Annotated in this window: 18 protein-coding genes; 11 read left to right on the top strand and 7 right to left on the bottom strand. The window is 69.7% G+C overall.

The genetic code is table 11. The features are described 5' to 3' along the window. Positions 1 to 5: 5 nt before the first annotated feature. The 4 genes from Q1V88_RS13025 to Q1V88_RS13010 all read right to left on the bottom strand — a co-directional run bounded on the left by Q1V88_RS13025 (position 6) and on the right by Q1V88_RS13010 (position 3,631). Entirely contained in the window at positions 6 to 890 is an 885-nt protein-coding gene (locus Q1V88_RS13025; RefSeq protein ID WP_300681638.1) for an alpha/beta fold hydrolase, read from the bottom strand. A gap of 81 nt (positions 891 to 971) precedes the next feature. Further along, positions 972 to 1,892 carry a sensor domain-containing diguanylate cyclase gene (locus Q1V88_RS13020; protein ID WP_300681636.1) on the bottom strand — a complete coding sequence of 307 codons (921 nt, stop codon included), beginning with the start codon at positions 1,890 to 1,892 and terminating at the stop codon, positions 972 to 974. A 93-nt stretch (positions 1,893 to 1,985) separates the two neighbouring features. Next, positions 1,986 to 3,068 (bottom strand): inositol-3-phosphate synthase, encoded by a 1,083-nt coding sequence (locus Q1V88_RS13015; RefSeq protein ID WP_300681634.1) that lies wholly within the window; start codon positions 3,066 to 3,068, stop codon positions 1,986 to 1,988. After that, positions 3,068 to 3,631: a helix-turn-helix transcriptional regulator gene (locus Q1V88_RS13010; protein WP_300681632.1), complete on the bottom strand. Its 564-nt coding sequence runs from the start codon at positions 3,629 to 3,631 to the stop codon at positions 3,068 to 3,070. The genes Q1V88_RS13015 and Q1V88_RS13010 overlap by 1 nt, the downstream gene beginning before the upstream one ends. A 118-nt stretch (positions 3,632 to 3,749) precedes the next feature. Between Q1V88_RS13010 and Q1V88_RS13005 the strand changes: the two genes are divergently transcribed. The 4 genes from Q1V88_RS13005 to Q1V88_RS12990 are packed head-to-tail and all read left to right on the top strand — an operon-like array spanning position 3,750 to position 9,593. Next, the gene (locus tag Q1V88_RS13005) at positions 3,750 to 6,056 is read left to right on the top strand and encodes a transglycosylase domain-containing protein (protein WP_300681631.1); all 2,307 of its coding nucleotides are present in this window, start codon (positions 3,750 to 3,752) and stop codon (positions 6,054 to 6,056) included. 7 nt (positions 6,057 to 6,063) lie between these two features. Then, the gene (locus Q1V88_RS13000) at positions 6,064 to 7,416 is read left to right on the top strand and encodes a glycosyltransferase 87 family protein (RefSeq protein ID WP_300681629.1); all 1,353 of its coding nucleotides are present in this window, start codon (positions 6,064 to 6,066) and stop codon (positions 7,414 to 7,416) included. A gap of 10 nt (positions 7,417 to 7,426) precedes the next feature. Continuing rightward, positions 7,427 to 8,557, top strand: a complete 1,131-nt coding sequence (locus Q1V88_RS12995; RefSeq protein ID WP_300681627.1) for a peptidoglycan bridge formation glycyltransferase FemA/FemB family protein — start codon at positions 7,427 to 7,429, stop codon at positions 8,555 to 8,557. 7 nt (positions 8,558 to 8,564) lie between these two features. Continuing rightward, complete coding sequence (locus Q1V88_RS12990; RefSeq protein ID WP_300681626.1) at positions 8,565 to 9,593, top strand: alanine racemase; 1,029 nt, start codon at positions 8,565 to 8,567, stop codon at positions 9,591 to 9,593. A 22-nt stretch (positions 9,594 to 9,615) separates the two neighbouring features. Here the strand turns inward: Q1V88_RS12990 and Q1V88_RS12985 are convergent, their stop codons facing one another. Continuing rightward, complete coding sequence (locus Q1V88_RS12985; RefSeq protein WP_300681625.1) at positions 9,616 to 10,668, bottom strand: LLM class flavin-dependent oxidoreductase; 1,053 nt, start codon at positions 10,666 to 10,668, stop codon at positions 9,616 to 9,618. 67 nt (positions 10,669 to 10,735) lie between these two features. Beyond that, entirely contained in the window at positions 10,736 to 12,127 is a 1,392-nt protein-coding gene (locus tag Q1V88_RS12980; protein ID WP_300681623.1) for an L-serine ammonia-lyase, read from the bottom strand. Positions 12,128 to 12,245: 118 nt separating this feature from the next. Here Q1V88_RS12980 and Q1V88_RS12975 point away from each other — a divergent pair, with 118 nt between their 5' ends. From Q1V88_RS12975 to rplI, 7 genes are all read left to right on the top strand, one after another. Next, entirely contained in the window at positions 12,246 to 12,545 is a 300-nt protein-coding gene (locus Q1V88_RS12975) for a metal-sensitive transcriptional regulator (RefSeq protein ID WP_300681622.1), read from the top strand. Between the two features lie 33 nt (positions 12,546 to 12,578). Next, positions 12,579 to 12,806 carry a heavy metal-associated domain-containing protein gene (locus Q1V88_RS12970; protein WP_300681621.1) on the top strand — a complete coding sequence of 76 codons (228 nt, stop codon included), beginning with the start codon at positions 12,579 to 12,581 and terminating at the stop codon, positions 12,804 to 12,806. Next, the gene (locus tag Q1V88_RS12965) at positions 12,803 to 14,989 is read left to right on the top strand and encodes a heavy metal translocating P-type ATPase (RefSeq protein WP_300681620.1); all 2,187 of its coding nucleotides are present in this window, start codon (positions 12,803 to 12,805) and stop codon (positions 14,987 to 14,989) included. The genes Q1V88_RS12970 and Q1V88_RS12965 overlap by 4 nt, the downstream gene beginning before the upstream one ends. 100 nt (positions 14,990 to 15,089) lie before the next feature. Next, positions 15,090 to 15,377, top strand: coding sequence for a 30S ribosomal protein S6 (gene rpsF, locus Q1V88_RS12960; protein ID WP_300681619.1), 288 nt, complete (start codon positions 15,090 to 15,092; stop codon positions 15,375 to 15,377). A 75-nt stretch (positions 15,378 to 15,452) separates the two neighbouring features. Continuing rightward, positions 15,453 to 16,037 (top strand): single-stranded DNA-binding protein, encoded by a 585-nt coding sequence (locus Q1V88_RS12955; RefSeq protein ID WP_300681617.1) that lies wholly within the window; start codon positions 15,453 to 15,455, stop codon positions 16,035 to 16,037. A 94-nt stretch (positions 16,038 to 16,131) separates the two neighbouring features. After that, entirely contained in the window at positions 16,132 to 16,368 is a 237-nt protein-coding gene (gene rpsR, locus Q1V88_RS12950) for a 30S ribosomal protein S18 (RefSeq protein WP_008355445.1), read from the top strand. A 13-nt stretch (positions 16,369 to 16,381) separates the two neighbouring features. Next, the gene (rplI, locus tag Q1V88_RS12945; RefSeq protein WP_300681616.1) at positions 16,382 to 16,834 is read left to right on the top strand and encodes a 50S ribosomal protein L9; all 453 of its coding nucleotides are present in this window, start codon (positions 16,382 to 16,384) and stop codon (positions 16,832 to 16,834) included. 167 nt (positions 16,835 to 17,001) lie between these two features. Here rplI and Q1V88_RS12940 read toward each other — a convergent pair whose 3' ends face one another. After that, positions 17,002 to 17,601, bottom strand: coding sequence for a DinB family protein (locus Q1V88_RS12940; protein WP_300681615.1), 600 nt, complete (start codon positions 17,599 to 17,601; stop codon positions 17,002 to 17,004). Positions 17,602 to 17,660: the final 59 nt, after the last annotated feature.

Below are 17,660 nucleotides of genomic sequence, written 5' to 3'. Positions count from 1 at the left end.
CCAGGTCAGAGCGTGGCGATGAAGTCGGTGAAGCGGGTGACGATCAGGGCGGGGTCCTGCTCCACGACCCAGTGGTTGCCCTCGATCACGCTGGTGCGCAGGTCGTCGACGTACGGCGCCGGCGCACCGCACTGCAGGTCGGCGGTGACATGGGCGTCGTGTCGGGGTGCGAGCACCTGGACCGGCACCGTCACCCGTGAGGTCCGGGGGCGCACCATCCGGCCGGTGAAGTTGGCCCGGTAGAGCTCGACCCCGTTGACCGCGTCGCGCTCGTCCATCCGGCGTCCGGTCGGCCGGGCGTGCGCGCCGCTCTTCTTCGACAACGCGACCAGGCGGGCCAGCAGTCCACGTCGGATCAGCGCCTCGGGCAGCTTCGGCGCCTGGAAGGCGAAGACGTAGTAGGAGGCGGCGAGCTGCTTCGCGGTGGCACCGAGGTGACCACGCTCGCGCAGCCAGCGCCCGGCCATGTCCAGACTCGGTCCCGAGATCGAGGTGTACGACGCGATCCGGGGCCCGATCTCGGGGTCGGTGAGGGCGTCCCAGCTCTGGATCGAGCCCCAGTCGTGGGCGAGCAGGTGGATCTGCCCGGTCGGCACGGTAGCGGCGATCACGGCACCGAGGTCGGCGACCAGCTGCGGGATCCGGTAGCCGCGGCGGCCGGTCGGCGCGCTGGAGGCGCCGGCGCCGCGGACGTCGTACGCGACGACGTGGAAGCGCTCGGCCAGCAGCGCGATGACGCCGTCCCAGACGTGATGGTCGTCGGGGTAGCCGTGGACCGCGATCACGGCGGGGGCCTGCGGGTCGCCGTACTCGTAGACGGCCAGGGTGACTCCGTCGGTGGAGGTCACCGTCGAGGTGCGGGGCGTCGGGGCTGCGTCCGTGATGCTCACCCGCCTCACTCTAGGTTTACTGCGACGCGAGTAACAGATAGTTGGCGAAGATTTTTCGCAGCCGCCTGCGATGGGGCCGGCTCAGGGCCGGTGGGCGCGCTTGTGGGCGTAGAGATCGGCGTCGGCGCGCTCGGCGAGGCTGTCGTAGTCGTCGTCGGCCCGGGTCCGCTCGCCGATCCCGAACGAGGCCCGCACCGTGCTGCTGGAGCGCAGCGCCGGGTGCGCCAGCCGGGCGTTGATCCGGGTGATCAGCTCCTCGGCGTCCGAGCGCTCCCCACCGGCGACGATCAGGGCGAACTCGTCGCCTCCCAGGCGCGCCACCAGGGTCGGGTACGCCGATCCGGCGGCGACATCGGCCAGGGTGCGGGCGAAGACCCGCAGGCTCTCGTCGCCTCGGGCATGGCCGTGGGTGTCGTTGATCGTCTTGAGGTTGTCCAGGTCGGCGACGATCAGGTGCACGCTGCGCGAGGGCCCCGAGATGACGGCGGTGGCCTTGGAGGTGAAGCTGCGCCGGTTGAGCAGCCCGGTCAGCGGATCGGTCGAGGCGAGCTCGACCAGGTGCATCTCCTCGCGGTGGCGCTCGGTCACGTCGCGGGCGATCACCAGGGTGTAGTCGGGGCCGAGCAGCTGGTGGGAGAACTCGATCCGCCGGGTCTCGCCGTCCTTGCGGGTGATCACGTTCTCGTACATCCCCGGGCGGCCGGCGGTGACGTCGGCGGCGGCGATCAGGCGGGGACCGGTCGGGTCGACCATGCCGAGGGTGAGCGAGGTCTGCCCGAGCAGCTCGGCGCGGCCGTAGCCGGTCAGGGTGCAGAACGAGTCGCTGACGGCCAGGTACTCACCGGCCGCGGTGCAGAGCACGACAGAGTCGAAGGAGGTCCGCAGCAGGGTGTCGAAGAGGCGCTCGTAGAACTCGATCGGCTCGTCGACGGCGGCCTCAGCCAACGTCTCTTCCCCCGCGCGCACGCGCGAGGCCCGCAGGTTCCAGGTCAGCCCCTCCACGTCGGGAGCGTACCCGCGTGCCGGGGGAGTGAAGCGCCGAAAATGGGCTGGACCCCTGCTCGCCGTAGCGAGCAGGGGTCCAGACGAGGTGGCTCAGGCGCCGATGATGAAGGCCTCGAGCTGGGCGCGACCCTCGGTGTCCTCGATCTGAACCGGCGGGCTCTTCATGAGGTAGGCCGAAGCCGGGAGGATCGGGCCGCCGATGCCGCGGTCCTTGGCGATCTTGGCGGCGCGGACGGCGTCGATGATGATGCCGGCGCTGTTCGGGGAGTCCCACACCTCGAGCTTGTACTCCAGGTTGAGCGGAACGTCACCGAAGGCACGACCCTCGAGGCGGACGTAGGCCCACTTGCGGTCGTCGAGCCACGCCACGTAGTCCGACGGACCGATGTGGACGTTCTTGTCGTCGATCTTGCCCGACAGCGGACCGGTCAGGTTCGAGGTCACGGCCTGGGTCTTGGAGACCTTCTTGGACTCCAGACGCTCACGCTCGAGCATGTTCTTGAAGTCCATGTTGCCGCCGACGTTGAGCTGGTACGTGCGGTCCAGGATGACGCCACGGTCCTCGAACAGCTTCGCCATCACGCGGTGCGTGATGGTGGCGCCGACCTGGGACTTGATGTCGTCGCCGACGATCGGAACACCGGCGTCGGTGAACTTCTGGGCCCACTCGGGGTCCGAGGCGATGAAGACGGGCAGGGCGTTGACGAAGGCGACGCCGGCGTCGATCGCGGCCTGCGCGTAGAACTTGTCAGCCTCCTCCGAGCCCACGGGCAGGTAGGAGACGAGGACGTCGACCTTCTTGTCCTTGAGGATCTGGACGACGTCGACGTCGGCGGCCGAGGACTCGTCGATGGTGAGGCGGTAGTACTTGCCGAGACCGTCGAGGGTCGGGCCCTTCTGGACCTCGACGTCCTTGAACGGGACGTCGGCGATCTTGATGGTGTTGTTCTCGGAGGAGTTGATCGCCTCGGAGAGGTCCTTGCCGACCTTCTTGTCGTCGACGTCGAACGCAGCGACGAACTCGACGTCGGAGACGTGGTAGTCACCGAACTTGACGTGCATGAGCCCCGGAACGGTGCTCGACGCGTCGGCGTCCTTGTAGAACTCGACACCCTGAACCAGGGAGCTGGCGCAGTTACCCACACCAGCAATTGCTACGCGAACCGAACCCATCAGGGCTCCTTCCTAGAGGTAGCCGGCGAATTCCGCTCGGCATTGATGAGGCCGGAAAGCCACAGGACTTCCCGCTCGACCTGCTCGACGCCGTGCCGTTGCAGCTCGGCGGCGTACTGGTCGACCTCTTTCTGTGTCATGGACAGCTCACGCTGGACCCGGTCGAGCCGCTCCTGGAGGCGAGTACGACGTCCCTCGAGGACGCGCAGCCGGATCTCCATGTCCGTGCGACCGAAGAAGGCGAAGCGGATGTCGAAGTTGTCGTCCTCCCACGCGGTGGGACCGACCTCCGACATCAGCCGCTCGAACTCACGGTGACCGGCGTCGGTCACCTTGTAGACGATCCTGGGACGCCGGGTGACCGGCGTGACCGTGGTCGTCTCCTCTTCGATGAGAGCAGCTCGAAGCATCTTCTTCAGGGTGGGGTAGAGCGATCCGTAGGAGAGCACCCGGCCCCAGCCGAGCATGAGGTTGAGCCGCTTGCGCAGCTCGTAGCCGTGCATGGGTCCCTCGTGCAGCAGTCCGAGGACTGCGAGCTCGATGGTCTCTGCGCGGCGTGCCATGGATACATCGTAGCGATATATCTCGCTGTTGCGAATCACCGACACATCGCGAGTTTGCATCGCGCAGTCTGAGCGTGAGTTCAGGCGCGCTGAGGCCGAGTGCGTACTCTCTTCCTCTGTGAGTGGGAACAGGGCGGTGCCCAAGAAGAAGGCGCCGGTGCGGCGCAGCAAGGCACCCAAGAAGCCGTTGGGCGTCCGCGGATGGACCCTGCGGATCCTCAAGTGGGGAGTGATCAGCGCGCTGTCGCTCTTCGTGCTGCTCGTCGTGGTGGGCGTGATCATCTACCAGCGCACCTCCATCCCGAACCCCAACGAGGCGTTCCAGACGCAGACCACGTTCGTCTACTACGCGGGCGGCAAGGCCGAGGTCGGCCAGTTCGCGCAGCAGAACCGCGAGTCGATCTCGTACCAGCAGATGCCCGAGTGCATCAAGCAGGCAGTGGTCGCCGCGGAGAACCGCTCGTTCTGGACCGACAAGGGCATCGACCCCAAGGGGATCCTGCGGGCGGCGTTCTCCAACGCCCAGTCCGGCCAGATCACCGGCGGTGCCTCCACGATCACCCAGCAGTACGTGAAGATCCTGTATCTGAACCAGGAGCGCACCTACAAGCGGAAGATCAAGGAAGCGATCCTCTCCCTGAAGCTGCAGCGCTCCAAGAGCAAGCAGGAGATCCTCGAGGGCTACCTCAACACCATCTACTTCGGCCGTGGTGCCTACGGCATCCAGGCCGCGTCGAAGGCGTTCTTCGACAAGCCCGCGCACGACCTGAACGTGCAGCAGTGCGCCGTACTCGCGTCGGTGCTCAACAACCCGACCGCGATGGAGCCCAGCCGGACCGGCGACGCCGGAGTGAACAAGACCCTGCTGGCTCGCTATCGCTACGTGATCAACGGCATGGTCCAGGCCGGCAACATCACCGACACCGAGGGTGCCAAGGCCTCCGCGGCGCTGCCTAAGTTCCCCAAGCAGAAGCAGTCCTCGGCCAAGGGTGGCCAGAAGGGCTTCATGCTCAACCTGGTCGAGTCGGAGCTGAACAAGCTCGGCTTCTCCGACCAGGAGATCACCGGCGGTGGCCTGCGCGTCACCACCACCTTCACCAAGCAGGCGATGGCCGCCGCCCAGGACGCGGTCAAGGCCAACGTGCCGACCACCGCGCAGGACGGCTCCAAGATCACCGACAAGCAGCTCCACGTCGGTGTCGCCTCCGTGGTGCCCGGCACCGGTGCGCTGGTCGGCTTCTACGGCGGCCAGGACTTCCTCAAGTCCGAGCTGAACTGGGCTGAGCAGGGCGGCATGGCCGGCTCCACGATGAAGGCCTTCACCCTCGCTGCGGCGCTCAAGCAGGGCTTCTCGCTCAAGTCCACGTGGGACGGCATGTCGCCGTACCGCTTCCCCGGCTCCACCCTCACGGTGCAGAACGAGGGCTCGGGCAGCGGCACCAGCTACGGCTCCCACATCACCTCGATCAAGGCGATGGAGCAGTCGGTCAACACCGCCTTCATCGACATGACCCAGTCGATGGACAACGGTCCGAAGGCGATGTACGACACCGCCACCGCGATGGGCATCCCCGGCGAGACCGCGCAGCAGAAGAATCCCGGCATCCCGTCCACCACCAAGGACTTCTACCCCAAGGACACCCTGATCTCGCTGGGCAAGGCGCAGGTCAGCCCGATCAACCTGGCCAACGCCTACGGCACCATCGCGGCCGGCGGCAAGCGCGCCGACGTGCACGTCATCACCAAGGTCGTCGACCGCAACGGCGTGGTGCGCTACCAGTGGAAGAACAACACCAGCCAGGCGATCAGCGAGGAGGTCGCGGCCGACACGTCGTACGCCCTCCAGCAGGTGGTCAACTCCGGTACCGGGCAGAAGGCCCGTGCCCTGGGTCGCCCGGCGGCCGGCAAGACCGGCACCGCGACCAACGGCAACGACCACGTCTCCTCGGCCTGGTTCGTCGGCTACACCCCGCAGCTGTCCACCGCGGTGATGTACGTCCGCGGCAACGGTCGCGAGCAGATCGACGGCTGGATGCCGTCGTACTTCGGTGCCGACTACCCGACCCGCACCTGGCTCTCGGTGATGCAGGCCGACCTGACCGGCACCGAGGTGATCCCGTTCCCGGCCGCTGCCTGGCTCACCGGTACGCCGCCCACGCACGGTCACGAGGCCAGCCTGGCCACACCGACCACGAAGGCCGCGGCGCCGAAGAAGGACAAGCCCTCGAAGAAGGCCAGCTCCTCGGCCCCGGCAGCGCCGTCGACCACCGCAGCCCCGTCCACCGCACCGCCGGCGACCACCGCGCCGCCGGAGACCACGGCTCCGGCCACGACGCCACCGGTGACGTCGCCGACGGCCCAGGCCTCGAACTGTGGTCAGCTGCCCTGTGGCAACGGGGCCGCGGGTCAGCGCTCCACCTCCTGAGGCAGTGATGAAGCACGAGGGCCGGGCCTGGTGGTCGCCGCTGCGGGTGCTGCTGCTCGTCACGGCGGTGACCTTCGCCCTCGGGATGGTGCAGAAGGGCGGCTGTGCGTCGCAGACCTGGGAGAACGGCGAGAGCCGGTACGTCCAGATGTGCTACTCCGACCTGCCCTACCTGTACACCGCACGGGGCCTGGCCGAGCTCTCCTGGCCCTACAGCGACGACGCTCAGACGCGGCAGCGCTACGAGGTGATGGAGTACCCGGTCGGGATCGCCTACTGGGCCTGGGGCACCGCCTGGGTGACCCACATCATCGCGGGCTCGCCCGACCTCGACGAGCGCTACGCCGCCAGCGTCGACCAGCTCTGGGGGATGCCCTCGGTGCACCGCGAGATCGTGCTCTACGTCGCGGTCAACGCCGTGGGCTTCGGCCTGCTCGCCCTGGCCTCGACCTGGCTGCTCGCCATGATCCGGCACCGCCGACCCGGCGAGCGGCCCCAGCTGCGGCCCTGGGAGACGCTGGCGTTCGCCGCCTCGCCGATGCTGCTCTTCACCGGCCTGGTGAACTGGGACATGCTCGCCGTGGCCTGCGTCGCCGGTGCGCTCTTCTCCTGGTCGCGCGGTCAGCCCGGCTGGACCGGCATCGCGATCGGGCTGGGCACCGCGGTCAAGCTCTACCCGCTCTTCCTGCTCGGCGCGCTGCTGGTGATCTGCCTGCGGCGGCGCCAGATCCCCGCCTTCGTCACCGCCACCGCCGCTGCGGTGATCACCTGGCTGCTGGTCAACGCACCGGCGATGCTCAGCGGCTACGCCGAGTGGAACGTCTTCTGGACCTTCAACTCCGGCCGCGGCGCCGACCTGGGCTCGCTCTGGCTGGTCGCGCAGCAGGCCACCGGCCACGTCTTCACCCCGCACACCATCAACGTTTGGTCCTGGCTCCTCTTCGGTGCCTGGTGCGGCCTGACGCTCGCTGTCGGTCTCGCCGCCCGGCGTACGCCGTCCTTCGCCGAGCTCGGCTTCGTGATCGTCGCCGGCTTCCTGATCGTGAACAAGGTCTACTCGCCGCAGTACGTGCTCTGGCTGCTGCCGCTGGCAGTGATCGCCCGGCCCCGGCTGCGCGACCAGGTCTGGTGGCAGGCGTGCGAGTTCGTCTTCTTCGCGTGCTGCTGGTGGTACCTCGGCGGGTTCCTCAACGCCGGGGGCGGCGACAAGCAGCCGTTCTACTGGATCGGGATCGGTGTCAGGGTGGTCGGCGAGCTGTGGCTGGTCAGCCGCATCGTGCGGTCCTGGTGGCCCGCGCGGCGTGCGCCTGAGCCGCTCGCCGAGCCTAGGGAAATGGCCCCCGCGCGGACCCAGGTTTAAGGTCGGTCGCGTGACTCTGACCGTGCGACGCATCTCCACCGAGGACCACCTTGGCTACGTGAGAGGGCAGGGATCGGTCAGCTTCCTGCAGACTCCGGCGTGGGCGAAGGTCAAGACCGAGTGGCGTTCGGAGTCGGTCGGCTGGTTCGACGGCGACGCGCTCGTCGGTGCCGGTCTGGTGCTGCACCGACCCGTGCCGAAGCTCAAGCGAGCCACCCTGGCCTACCTGCCCGAGGGGCCCTCGATCGACTGGTCGGGCGACGTCGCGACGTGGCTCGACCCGCTGGCGGCGTACCTGAAGAGGAACGGGGCCTTCGCGATCCGGCTCGGTCCGCCGGTGCGGACCGCGACCTGGGACGCCGCCACGGTCAAGGAGGGCGTGGCCGACGAGACCATCGGACGGCTCACCCAGCTGCCCCCGACGCAGCGGTACGCCGAGGGCGCGCGGGTGGTCTCCCAGCTGCGCGAGGCCGGCTGGATCCTGCAGTCCCCCGAGGACGGGTTCGGGGCCGGGCAGCCGCAGTACACCTACGAGATCCCGCTGGCGGGCAAGACCGAGGCCGACGTCCTCAGGGGGATGAACCAGCTCTGGCGGCGCAACATCAAGCGTGCCGACAAGGAGGGCGTCGAGGTCGAGATCGTCCGCGGCGTGCCGTCCGACGAGCAGCTGGCCGCCTTCCACACGGTCTACGCCGAGACCGCCGAACGTGACCACTTCACGCCGCGGCCGCTGTCGTACTTCCGCACCATGTTCACCGCCCTGGCCGCCGAGGAGCCCGACCGGATCAGCCTCTTCGTGGCGCGCCACCAGGGCGACCTGGTCGCCTCCACGATCCTGGTCCGCGTCGGCGTGCACGCCTGGTACTCCTACGGCGCCTCGACCACCGAGAAGCGCGACGTCCGCGGCTCCAACGCACTGCAGTGGGCGATGATCCGCGACGCGCTGGCGGCGGGCTGCGAGGTCTACGACCTGCGCGGGATCACCCCGACCCTGGACGCCGCCGACTCCCACGTCGGCCTGATCCAGTTCAAGGTCGGCACCGGTGGCCAGGCCGTCGAGTACGCCGGCGAGTGGGACAAGCCGCTCAAGCCGCTGCTCTACCGCGCGTTCACCCTGTACATGGCGCGACGGGGCCGGTGAGGGGTCGATGCTGAAGCTCACCATCGCCGGTGACCGCTGGCGCGCCCACCTGCGTGCCGTCGCCGTGGCCACTCCGGGGATCGTCCCGGTCGCCAAGGGCAACGGCTACGGCCTCGGCCTGGGCGCCCTGGCCCGCCGGGCACAGTGGCTCGGGGCCGACACCCTCGCTGTGGGCACCTACGCCGAGCTGGGTGCGGTGGCGTCGCGGTTCTCCGGCGACCTGGTCGTGCTCACCCCGTGGCGAGCCTGGAACGGTGCCGTCGACCCGGCGTACGCCCGACGCGTGATCCACACCGTGTCGCGCCCCGAGGACCTCGATGCACTGCTCGCCGTCGAGCCGGGTGCCCGCGTGGTGCTGGAGCGGATGACGTCGATGCGTCGCCACGGGATGTCGGCGGCCGACCTGTGGGCCGTCGCCGGTCGCGCCGCGCACCGGGCACGGGTCGAGGGCGTCACGATCCACCTGCCGATGCAGGGCGGCAACGCCGCGGAGGCACGCCGCCTGCTCGACGACGTGATCGGCGCGGGCCTGAGCACGGTCTGGGTCTCGCACCTGAGTGCCGACGAGTTGGAGCGGCTGCGCGGGCTGTACCCCGACGTGACCTTCAGGCCGCGGATCGGCACCGGGCTGTGGCTCGGCGACCGTGGGGCGCTGACAGTGTCGGCGATCGTGCAGGACGTGCACCCGATCGCCCGCGGTGAGGCGTTCGGCTACCGCGGCCAGCACGGCCTGTCGGGGTCGCTGCTCGTGGTCAGCGGGGGCACCGCGCACGGCCTGGGTCTCTCGGGCCCCTCGGGTGACACCTCGCCGCGTGGCCGGCTCTCGGTCGTGGCCAAGGGGCTGATCGAGGCGAGCGGCACGCTGCGCTCGCCGTTCTCCCTGGACGGCCGTCAGCTCGAGTTCGCCGAGCCGCCGCACATGCAGGCCTCGATGCTGCACCTGCCGGCCGGCGCGCGGGTCCCCGAGGTCGGGGAGACGGTCTCGGTTGCGGTCCGCTTCACCACCACGACGTTCGACGAGGTCGAGTTCGCCTGAGGCCGGCGTCGGGCCTGGCGGTTCAGGCCTGACGTGACCAGCCCAGCTCCGGCCCGAGCCGGGTCGCCATGTCGGTCAGGATCTGCACGTAGTCGGCATGGGCGAACGTGAACGGCAGCGCGAAGACCACCTCGTCGACCGCCTGGAAGCCGGCGTGCGCGCGTAGCTGGTCGGCGATCTCGGCGCTGGTGCCGATCAGGTCCGGTGCGAAGAGCAGCCCCGGTCCCTGCGGGCTGCGGGTGCGCTCCAGCCGCCCCTGTCGGTACGCCGTGTAGCGGGCGATCTGGTCCGGGGTGGCGGAGTCCGTCGGGATCACGACCAGGCCCTGGGAGACGCGGGCGCTCTCGCCGGCCGGATGGACGGAGCGGTACAGGTCGATCTGGGCACGCTGGATCCGGGCGAACTCGGCGCCGTCGGGACGCCCCGGGACGAAGTCGTCCTCGGTGCGGACCACGCTGGAGCAGAGCAGGTTGAGTCCGTGCTCGCCCGCCCAGCCGGCGCTGCGCAGTGACCCGGCGCCGTACCAGGTGCGCGCGGCCAGGCCGGGGGACTGGGGCTGGATGCGGCGGTCGAAGGTCTCGATCCCGACCGTGCCCTCGAAGTCGGAGACCGGCTCCCCGGAGACGTAGGCCAAGAACCGCTCCAGGCGCGGGTAGCCGAGCTCCTCGGCGTCGGCGGTGCCGGGATAGAGCGCCTCCTTGTACCGGTCGTAGTTCATCGGCGGTCCGACCGAGAAGCCCGGGTTGATCCGGCCGCGGCCCTCGGCGGTGCCCAGGGAGCTGAGCAGGTCGACGGTGGCGAGGTCCTCGGCCAGGCGGAACGGGTTCTCCGCGCCGAGCGGTGTGACGGCGGTGCCGAGCTGGATCCGCTTGGTGCGCTGGGTGGCGGCGGCCATGATCGCGACCGGCGAGGAGACGCCGTACTGCAGGTGGCGGTGTCGCAGCCAGGCCGAATCGAAGCCGAGCTCCTCGCCCAGCTCGATGATCTGGAGCAGCTCCTCGTGGCCCTGGGCCGGATCGGCGGGGTCGAAGAGGCCGAGCGTGAGGAAGCCGAGGCTGCGCAGCGGACGCGTCATGTCAGGCCTAACTGTCGAGTAGATCAGGTGATTCCATCGAGAACATACCGGGAGGAGAGCGACCGGGTCAGCACTCGATCACGTTGACGGCCAGGCCGCCGCGCGAGGTCTCCTTGTACTTGATGTGCATGTCGCGCCCGGTCTCGCGCATGGTCGTGATCGCGCGGTCCAGGGAGACCTTGTGCGCGCCGGTGCCGTTGATCGCCAGCCGGGCCGCGTTGATCGCCTTCACCGAGGCGATCGCGTTGCGCTCGATGCAGGGGATCTGCACCAGGCCGCCGACCGGGTCGCAGGTCAGGCCGAGGTTGTGCTCGATCCCGACCTCGGCGGCGTTCTCCACCTGCGCCGGGGTGCCGCCGAGCACCTCGCACAGTGCCCCGGCCGCCATCGCGCAGGCCGAGCCGACCTCGCCCTGACAGCCCACCTCGGCCCCCGAGATGGAGGCGTTCTCCTTGAACAGGATCCCGATCCCGGCCGCGGTGAGGAGGAACCTGACCACCCCGTCGTCATCGGCGCCGGGGACGAAGCGGGTGTAGAAATGCAGCACCGCCGGGATGATCCCGGCAGCGCCGTTGGTCGGGGCGGTGACGACCCGTCCGCCCGAGGCGTTCTCCTCGTTGACCGCCAGCGCGAAGAGGTTGACCCAGTCGATCAGCTCCAGCGGGTCGCGCTGCCCGGCACCGGCGTCGGCGGCCGCGGCGCGGGCGGTGAGGTCGGCGAAGAGCCCCGGCGCGCGCCGGGGGACCTGGAGTCCGCCGGGGAGCACCCCGGAGGCGGCGCAGCCGGCCTCGACGCACTCCTGCATCACCCGCCAGATCTCCAGCAGACCCGCGCGGACCTCGGCCTCGCTGCGCCAGGAGAGCTCGTTGGCCAGCATCACGTCGCTGATCGCCAGCCCGGTCCGCTCGCAGATCGCGATCAGCTCCGCCGCGGTGGTGAAGGGGTACGCGATCGCGGTGCTGTCGACCACCACCCGGTCGGCCCCGACAGCGGTCTCGTCCACGACGAACCCGCCGCCGACGGAGTAGTAGGTCCGGTGGCGCAGCGTGCCGTCGACGTCGTACGCCGTGAAGGTCATGCCGTTCGGGTGTGCGGGCAGCGATCGGCGGCGGTGGAGCACCAGGTCGTCGTCGGGCCGGAAGCCGATCGGGTGGGTGCCGCCCAGCACGATCCGGTGCTCGCTGCGGATGGCTGCCAGCCGTTCGCGGGAGGCCTCGATGTCGACGGTGGCGGGCTCCTCGCCCTCCAGTCCGAGCATCACCGCGCCCTCGGAGCCGTGTCCGTGGCCGGTCGCGCCGAGGGAGCCGAACAGCTCGGCCTTGATCCGCACCGTGGAGGCCAGCAGCCCGTCGGCCGCGAGGCCGTCGACGAAGGTCTTCGCCGCGCGCATCGGCCCGACGGTATGGGACGAGGACGGTCCGATGCCGATCGAGTACAGATCGAAGGTGCTCAACGGCACGTCGTACCTCCAGGGTCGCCAGGGGTGAGGGGGCGCGCGGGGGTGTGCGCGCCTTCCCTCATTGTGCGTCACGTCACGAAAGGCTGGTTTTTATACCCTAGGGGGGTAGGGTGTTGATATGAGCGAGCATGAGCACGGCTACCTGGCAGCGGGGAAGAAGGACGACCACCTCAAGCGCTTGCGCCGGATCGAGGGTCAGGTCCGAGGTCTGCAGCGGATGGTCGAGACCGACACCTACTGCATCGACATCCTGACCCAGATCTCGGCGGCCACGAAGGCGCTCCAGTCGGTCGCGCTGAGCCTGGTCGACGACCACCTCTCGCACTGCGTCGCCGAGGCGATCCAGACCGGTGGCCCCGAGGCCGACGCCAAGATCAAGGAAGCCAGCGAGGCGATCGCCCGGCTGGTCCGCTCCTGACCATCACCGACCACACGAGACGAGGAGACTGCGATGACCCACCAGATCGACCTGACCATCACCGGAGTGAGCTGCGGCTCCTGCGTCCGGCACGTCGAGGAGGCACTCAACGCCCTCGACGGTGTCGAGGCGCACGTCGACCTCGACGCCGGCCGAGCCGCCGTCAGTAGCGCGGCACCACTGGACGTGACGCGCCTGATCGAGGCCGTCACCGAGGCCGGGTACGTCGCCACCGCACCGTCCCAGGAGAGTGCGCGATGACCACCGACCAGGCCACCCCGCAGCGCGAGGTCGACCTCGCCGTCACCGGGATGACCTGCGCCTCGTGCGTGGGCCGCGTGGAGAAGGCGCTCAACGCCCTGGACGGCGTCAGCGCGACGGTCAACCTGCCGCTGGAGAAGGCCCACGTCGAGGCGCCCGCCGACTTCGACCTACAGCGCCTGGTCCAGGCCGTCGAGTCGGCCGGCTACAGCGCCACGCTGCCGGTCGAGCCGAGCGCTGTGGCCGAGCCGGTCGAGGCCGGCCCCGACCCGAGTGCCGTGGCCGAGGCCCAGACCCGGCAGCGCCTGATCGTCTCGGCGATCCTGACCATCCCGGTGGTCGCGATGGCGATGATCCCCGCCCTCCAGTTCGACAACTGGCAGTGGGCCTCGCTGACGCTGGCCGCCCCGGTAGCCGTCTGGGGCGCCTGGCCGTTCCACCGCTCCGCCTGGCGCAACGCCCGCCACGGCGCCACCACGATGGACACGCTCGTCTCCGTCGGGGTGCTGGCCGCCTTCGGCTGGTCGCTCTACGCCCTCTTCTTCGGTCACGCCGGGATGCTCGGCATGCACCACTCCTTCACCTGGCGGGTGGAGCGCACCGACGGCCTCGACGCGATCTACCTCGAGGCAGCTGCCGGTGTCACGACCCTGATCCTCGCCGGGAAGTACGCCGAGGCCCGCGCCAAGCGCCGCGCCGGAGCCGCCCTGCGCGCCCTGCTCGACCTGGGCGCCAAGGACGTCGCCGTGCTGCGCGACGGCGTCGAGACCCGGATGCCGATCGGCGAGTTGGCGGTCGGGGATCTGTTTGTCGTGCGGCCCGGCGACAAGGTCGCCTCCGACGGCGAGGTCGTCGAGGGCGCCTCGGCCGTCGACCTGTCGATGCTGACCGGTGAGTCGATGCCGGTCGAGGTCGGCGTCGGCTCCGCGGTCGTCGGCGGCACGATCAACTCCGGTGGCCGCCTGGTGGTCCGTGCCACCGCCGTCGGACGCGACACCCAGCTCGCCCAGATGGCGCTGCTGGTGGAGCAGGCCCAGACGGGGAAGGCCGAGGTGCAGCGCCTGGCCGACCGGGTCGCCGCGGTCTTCGTCCCGGTCGTCTTCGTGCTCGCCCTGGCGACGCTGCTGGGCTGGGGCCTGATCGACGGCTCCTGGTCGGTGGCCTTCTCCGCCGCTGTCGCGGTGCTGATCGTGGCCTGCCCCTGTGCCCTCGGCCTGGCCACCCCGATCGGGCTGCTGGTCGGCACCGGTCGCGGTGCCCAGCTCGGCATCGTGATCAAGGGGCCGCAGGTGCTGGAGTCGACCCGCGTGGTCGACACCGTGGTGCTGGACAAGACCGGCACCGTCACCACCGGGGTGATGGCCGTGGTGGGCGTCCAGGTCGCCCGGGGCGTCGAGGAGGCCGACGTACTGCGTCGGGCTGCGGCGGTGGAGTCGGGCTCGGAGCACCCGATCGGACGGGCCATCGTGGCGGCGTTCGACGGGGTCGTTCCGGCGGTCACCGGCTTCGTCGCCCGCGCCGGCGTCGGGGTCGAGGGCACCGTCGAGGGCCTGGACGTGAGCGTCGTGCGCTCCCCGGCCGCCGGCGACCAGACCGCCGTCGACGTGGTCTGGGACGGACGCTGGCGTGGCACGATCACGCTCGCCGACACCCTCAAGCCCACCTCGGTGGAGGCACTGGACCGGCTCCGGGCACTCGGCCTGCGTCCGCTCCTGGTCACCGGTGACGCCCGCTCGGTCGCCCTGGCCGTCGCGGCCGAGGTCGGGATTCCTGAGTCCGACGTGGTGGCCGAGGTGATGCCGGGCGACAAGGTCGACGTCGTACGCCGTCTCCAGGGCGAGGGCCACGTGGTCGCGATGGTCGGCGACGGCGTCAACGACGCTGCGGCACTGGCGACCGCCGACCTGGGCATCGCGCTCGGGACCGGCACGGAGGTGGCGATCGAGGCCTCGGACCTGACCCTGGTCGGGGGCGACCTGCGCAAGGCCGCCGACGCGATCCGGCTCTCGCGCCGGACGTTGGCCACGATCAAGGGCAACCTGTTCTGGGCCTTCGCCTACAACGTGCTGGCGATCCCGCTGGCGATGGCCGGCCTGCTGCAGCCGATGATCGCCGGAGCCGCGATGGCGTTCTCCTCGGTCTTCGTGATTGGCAATTCGTTGCGCCTTCGCTCGTTCAAGTAGTCTGAACCGTCCTTCCCGGCCTATCCGGGACAGGGCAACGCACAGCCCTCCTGCCGCGGAGATCCCGTGGCCGCTGAGTCCAGAGGAGGTGGAGATCGCTATGCGTAACTATGAAGTGGTCGTCATTCTCGACCCGAGCCTCGACGAGCGCACCGTCGCTCCGTCGCTCGACAAGTACCTCAACGTGGTCCGCAACGACGGTGGCACCGTCGACAACGTGGACGTGTGGGGTCGCCGCAAGCTGGCGTACGAGATCAAGAAGAATGCCGAAGGCATCTACGCGATCGTGACGCTGAACGCTGAGCCGGCAACCGTCAAGGAGCTCGACCGTCAGCTCACGCTGAACGAGTCGATCCTCCGTACCAAGGTCCTTCGCCCCGGCAAGTGATCCCTGTCTTGTGTCGGTGCCATCCGCAAGGATGGGGCCGACCCGGACGACTGATCGAAACGAAGGACTGAGGACATGGCTGGCGAGACCATCATCACCGTGATCGGCAATCTGACCGACGACCCGGAGCTGCGCTTCACCCCCTCGGGGGCGGCAGTCGCCAACTTCACCGTCGCGTCGACGCCGCGTGCGTTCAAGCGTGAGACGAACTCGTGGGAGGACGGGGAGACCCTGTTCCTGCGCTGCTCGATCTGGCGCCAGGCCGCGGAGAACGTTGCCGAGTCGCTCACCCGCGGCACCCGCGTGATCGTGCAGGGGCGGCTCGTGTCGCGCTCGTACGAGGACCGCGAGGGCCAGAAGCGGACCGTCAACGAGCTGCAGGTCGACGAGATCGGCCCGTCGCTCACCTGGGCCACGGCCAAGGTCACCCGCGCCTCGCGCTCGGGCGGCAACGGCGGCGGCCAGGGCGGCGGCAACTTCGGCGGCGGTGGCGGCAACAACTTCGGTGGCGGTGGCAACGGTGGGTACGGCGGCCAGTCCGCTCAGCCCTCCGCTCCGGCCAACGACCCCTGGGCGACTCCGGCCCCGCAGGCGAACCAGTCGTCTGCCGGGGACCCGTGGGGTGCCCCGGGCGTCGGGTCCGACGAGCCCCCGTTCTGATCGGTGTCGGGCGAGCCGACGGCTGCGCCCGTGCCAACGAATTTTCCAGACCCATTCCGGCGTCATGCCGGGCTTCTAGAAAGGAAGCACCACAATGGCTAAGGCAGTGATTCGCAAGCCCAAGAAGAAGGTTTGCCAGTTCTGCAAGGAGAAGGCGACCGGTGTCGACTACAAGGACGCCACGCTCCTCCGCAAGTTCATCTCCGACCGCGGCAAGATCCGCGCGCGTCGGGTCACCGGCAACTGCGTCCAGCACCAGCGCGACGTCGCCATCGCGGTGAAGAACGCTCGCGAGGTCGCCCTGCTGCCCTACACCTCCACCGGTCGCTGAGAGGGGTTCTGACATGGCTACCAAGATCATCCTGACCCAGGAAGTCATCGGGCTCGGCTCGGCTGGCGACATCGTCGAGGTCAAGGACGGCTACGCCCGTAACTACCTTGTCCCGCGTGGCGACGCCATCCGCTGGACCAAGGGCGGCGAGAAGCAGGTCGAGACCATCAAGGCTGCTCGGAAGGCCCGCGCTCTGCGCGACGCCGACCACGCCAACGAGGTCAAGGCCAAGCTCGAGGCCGCTCCGGTCGCGCTCAAGGTCAAGGCCGGCAAGGAGGGTCGTCTCTTCGGCTCTGTCACCGTTGCCGACGTTGCCGAGGCGCTCGCCGCCGCGGCCGGCCAGTCGATCGACAAGCGCACCGTCGTGATCGGCAACCCGATCAAGGCGCTCGGCGCTCACCAGATCATCGTGAAGCTCCACGACGAGGTGTCGGCCACGGTCGCCATCAACGTCGTCGCTGCCTGAACGACTGCCTGACAGCCGCCTCCGGGCGGCGTGATTGACCAGTACGAAGGCCCGGTCCCGTGAGGGGCCGGGCCTTCGTCGTTCCTCAGGCGTGGTGGGTCCTGCGGTGGTGGTGCCGGGGTTCTGGGGCGATGCCGTCGGCGTCCTGCGCTGGTGGGTCCGGGGGGTCAGGCGAAGCCGTCGGCGAGGGCGGTGAGCTTGGCCCGGTAGGCCACCCAGTCGTAGCCGTCGGGGATGTTGCTGTTGTCCCGGTGCATCCCGACGGCCCCGTCGTGCAGCTCGCGCAGGATGTCGGCCTGCCCGGCGTGACGCGAGGTGTCGTCGATGACCCGCACGACCAGGTGGTGGAGGTTGGCGTTCGCCATCTCCTCGGGCCACCACGGCACCCGGCCGACGGTGTCGAGCGGCAGCGCCTCGATGGTGGCCTGGCTGGCCTCGCCGACCCGGTGGTAGAGCTCGATCAGGTCCGCGGCGCTCTCCTCGGCGGTGGCGTACCAGTCGGCCTGGGGGTCCTCCTCGAACGCCGACAGCGGCAGCAGCCGATGCTGGTCGCTGAACGTGCGGCCGAAGCTGAGCCCGAGGTAGCCCCACTCCACGTTGGTGCAGTGCTTGAGGATGCCGAGCAGGTTCGTGCCGGTCGGGGTGCGCGGCAGGCGCAGGTCGCGCTCGGAGAGGCCGTCGAGCTTGAACAGCAGTCCCTCCCGCGCGCGCTGGAGGTAGCGGGCGAGGATCGCCCGAGGTTCGAACAGGTCCTGGAAGTCGCTCATGTCAGGACTCTAGGACCGGGCACCGACACCAGCGGAGGGGTTTTCGGTGGGGGCGGCGG

The sequence above is a fragment of the Nocardioides sp. genome (assembly GCF_030150155.1).
Lineage (GTDB): Bacteria > Actinomycetota > Actinomycetes > Propionibacteriales > Nocardioidaceae > Nocardioides.
Note: the sequence above shows the minus strand (reverse complement) of the source record. Positions and strands in the feature narration are given on the sequence as shown.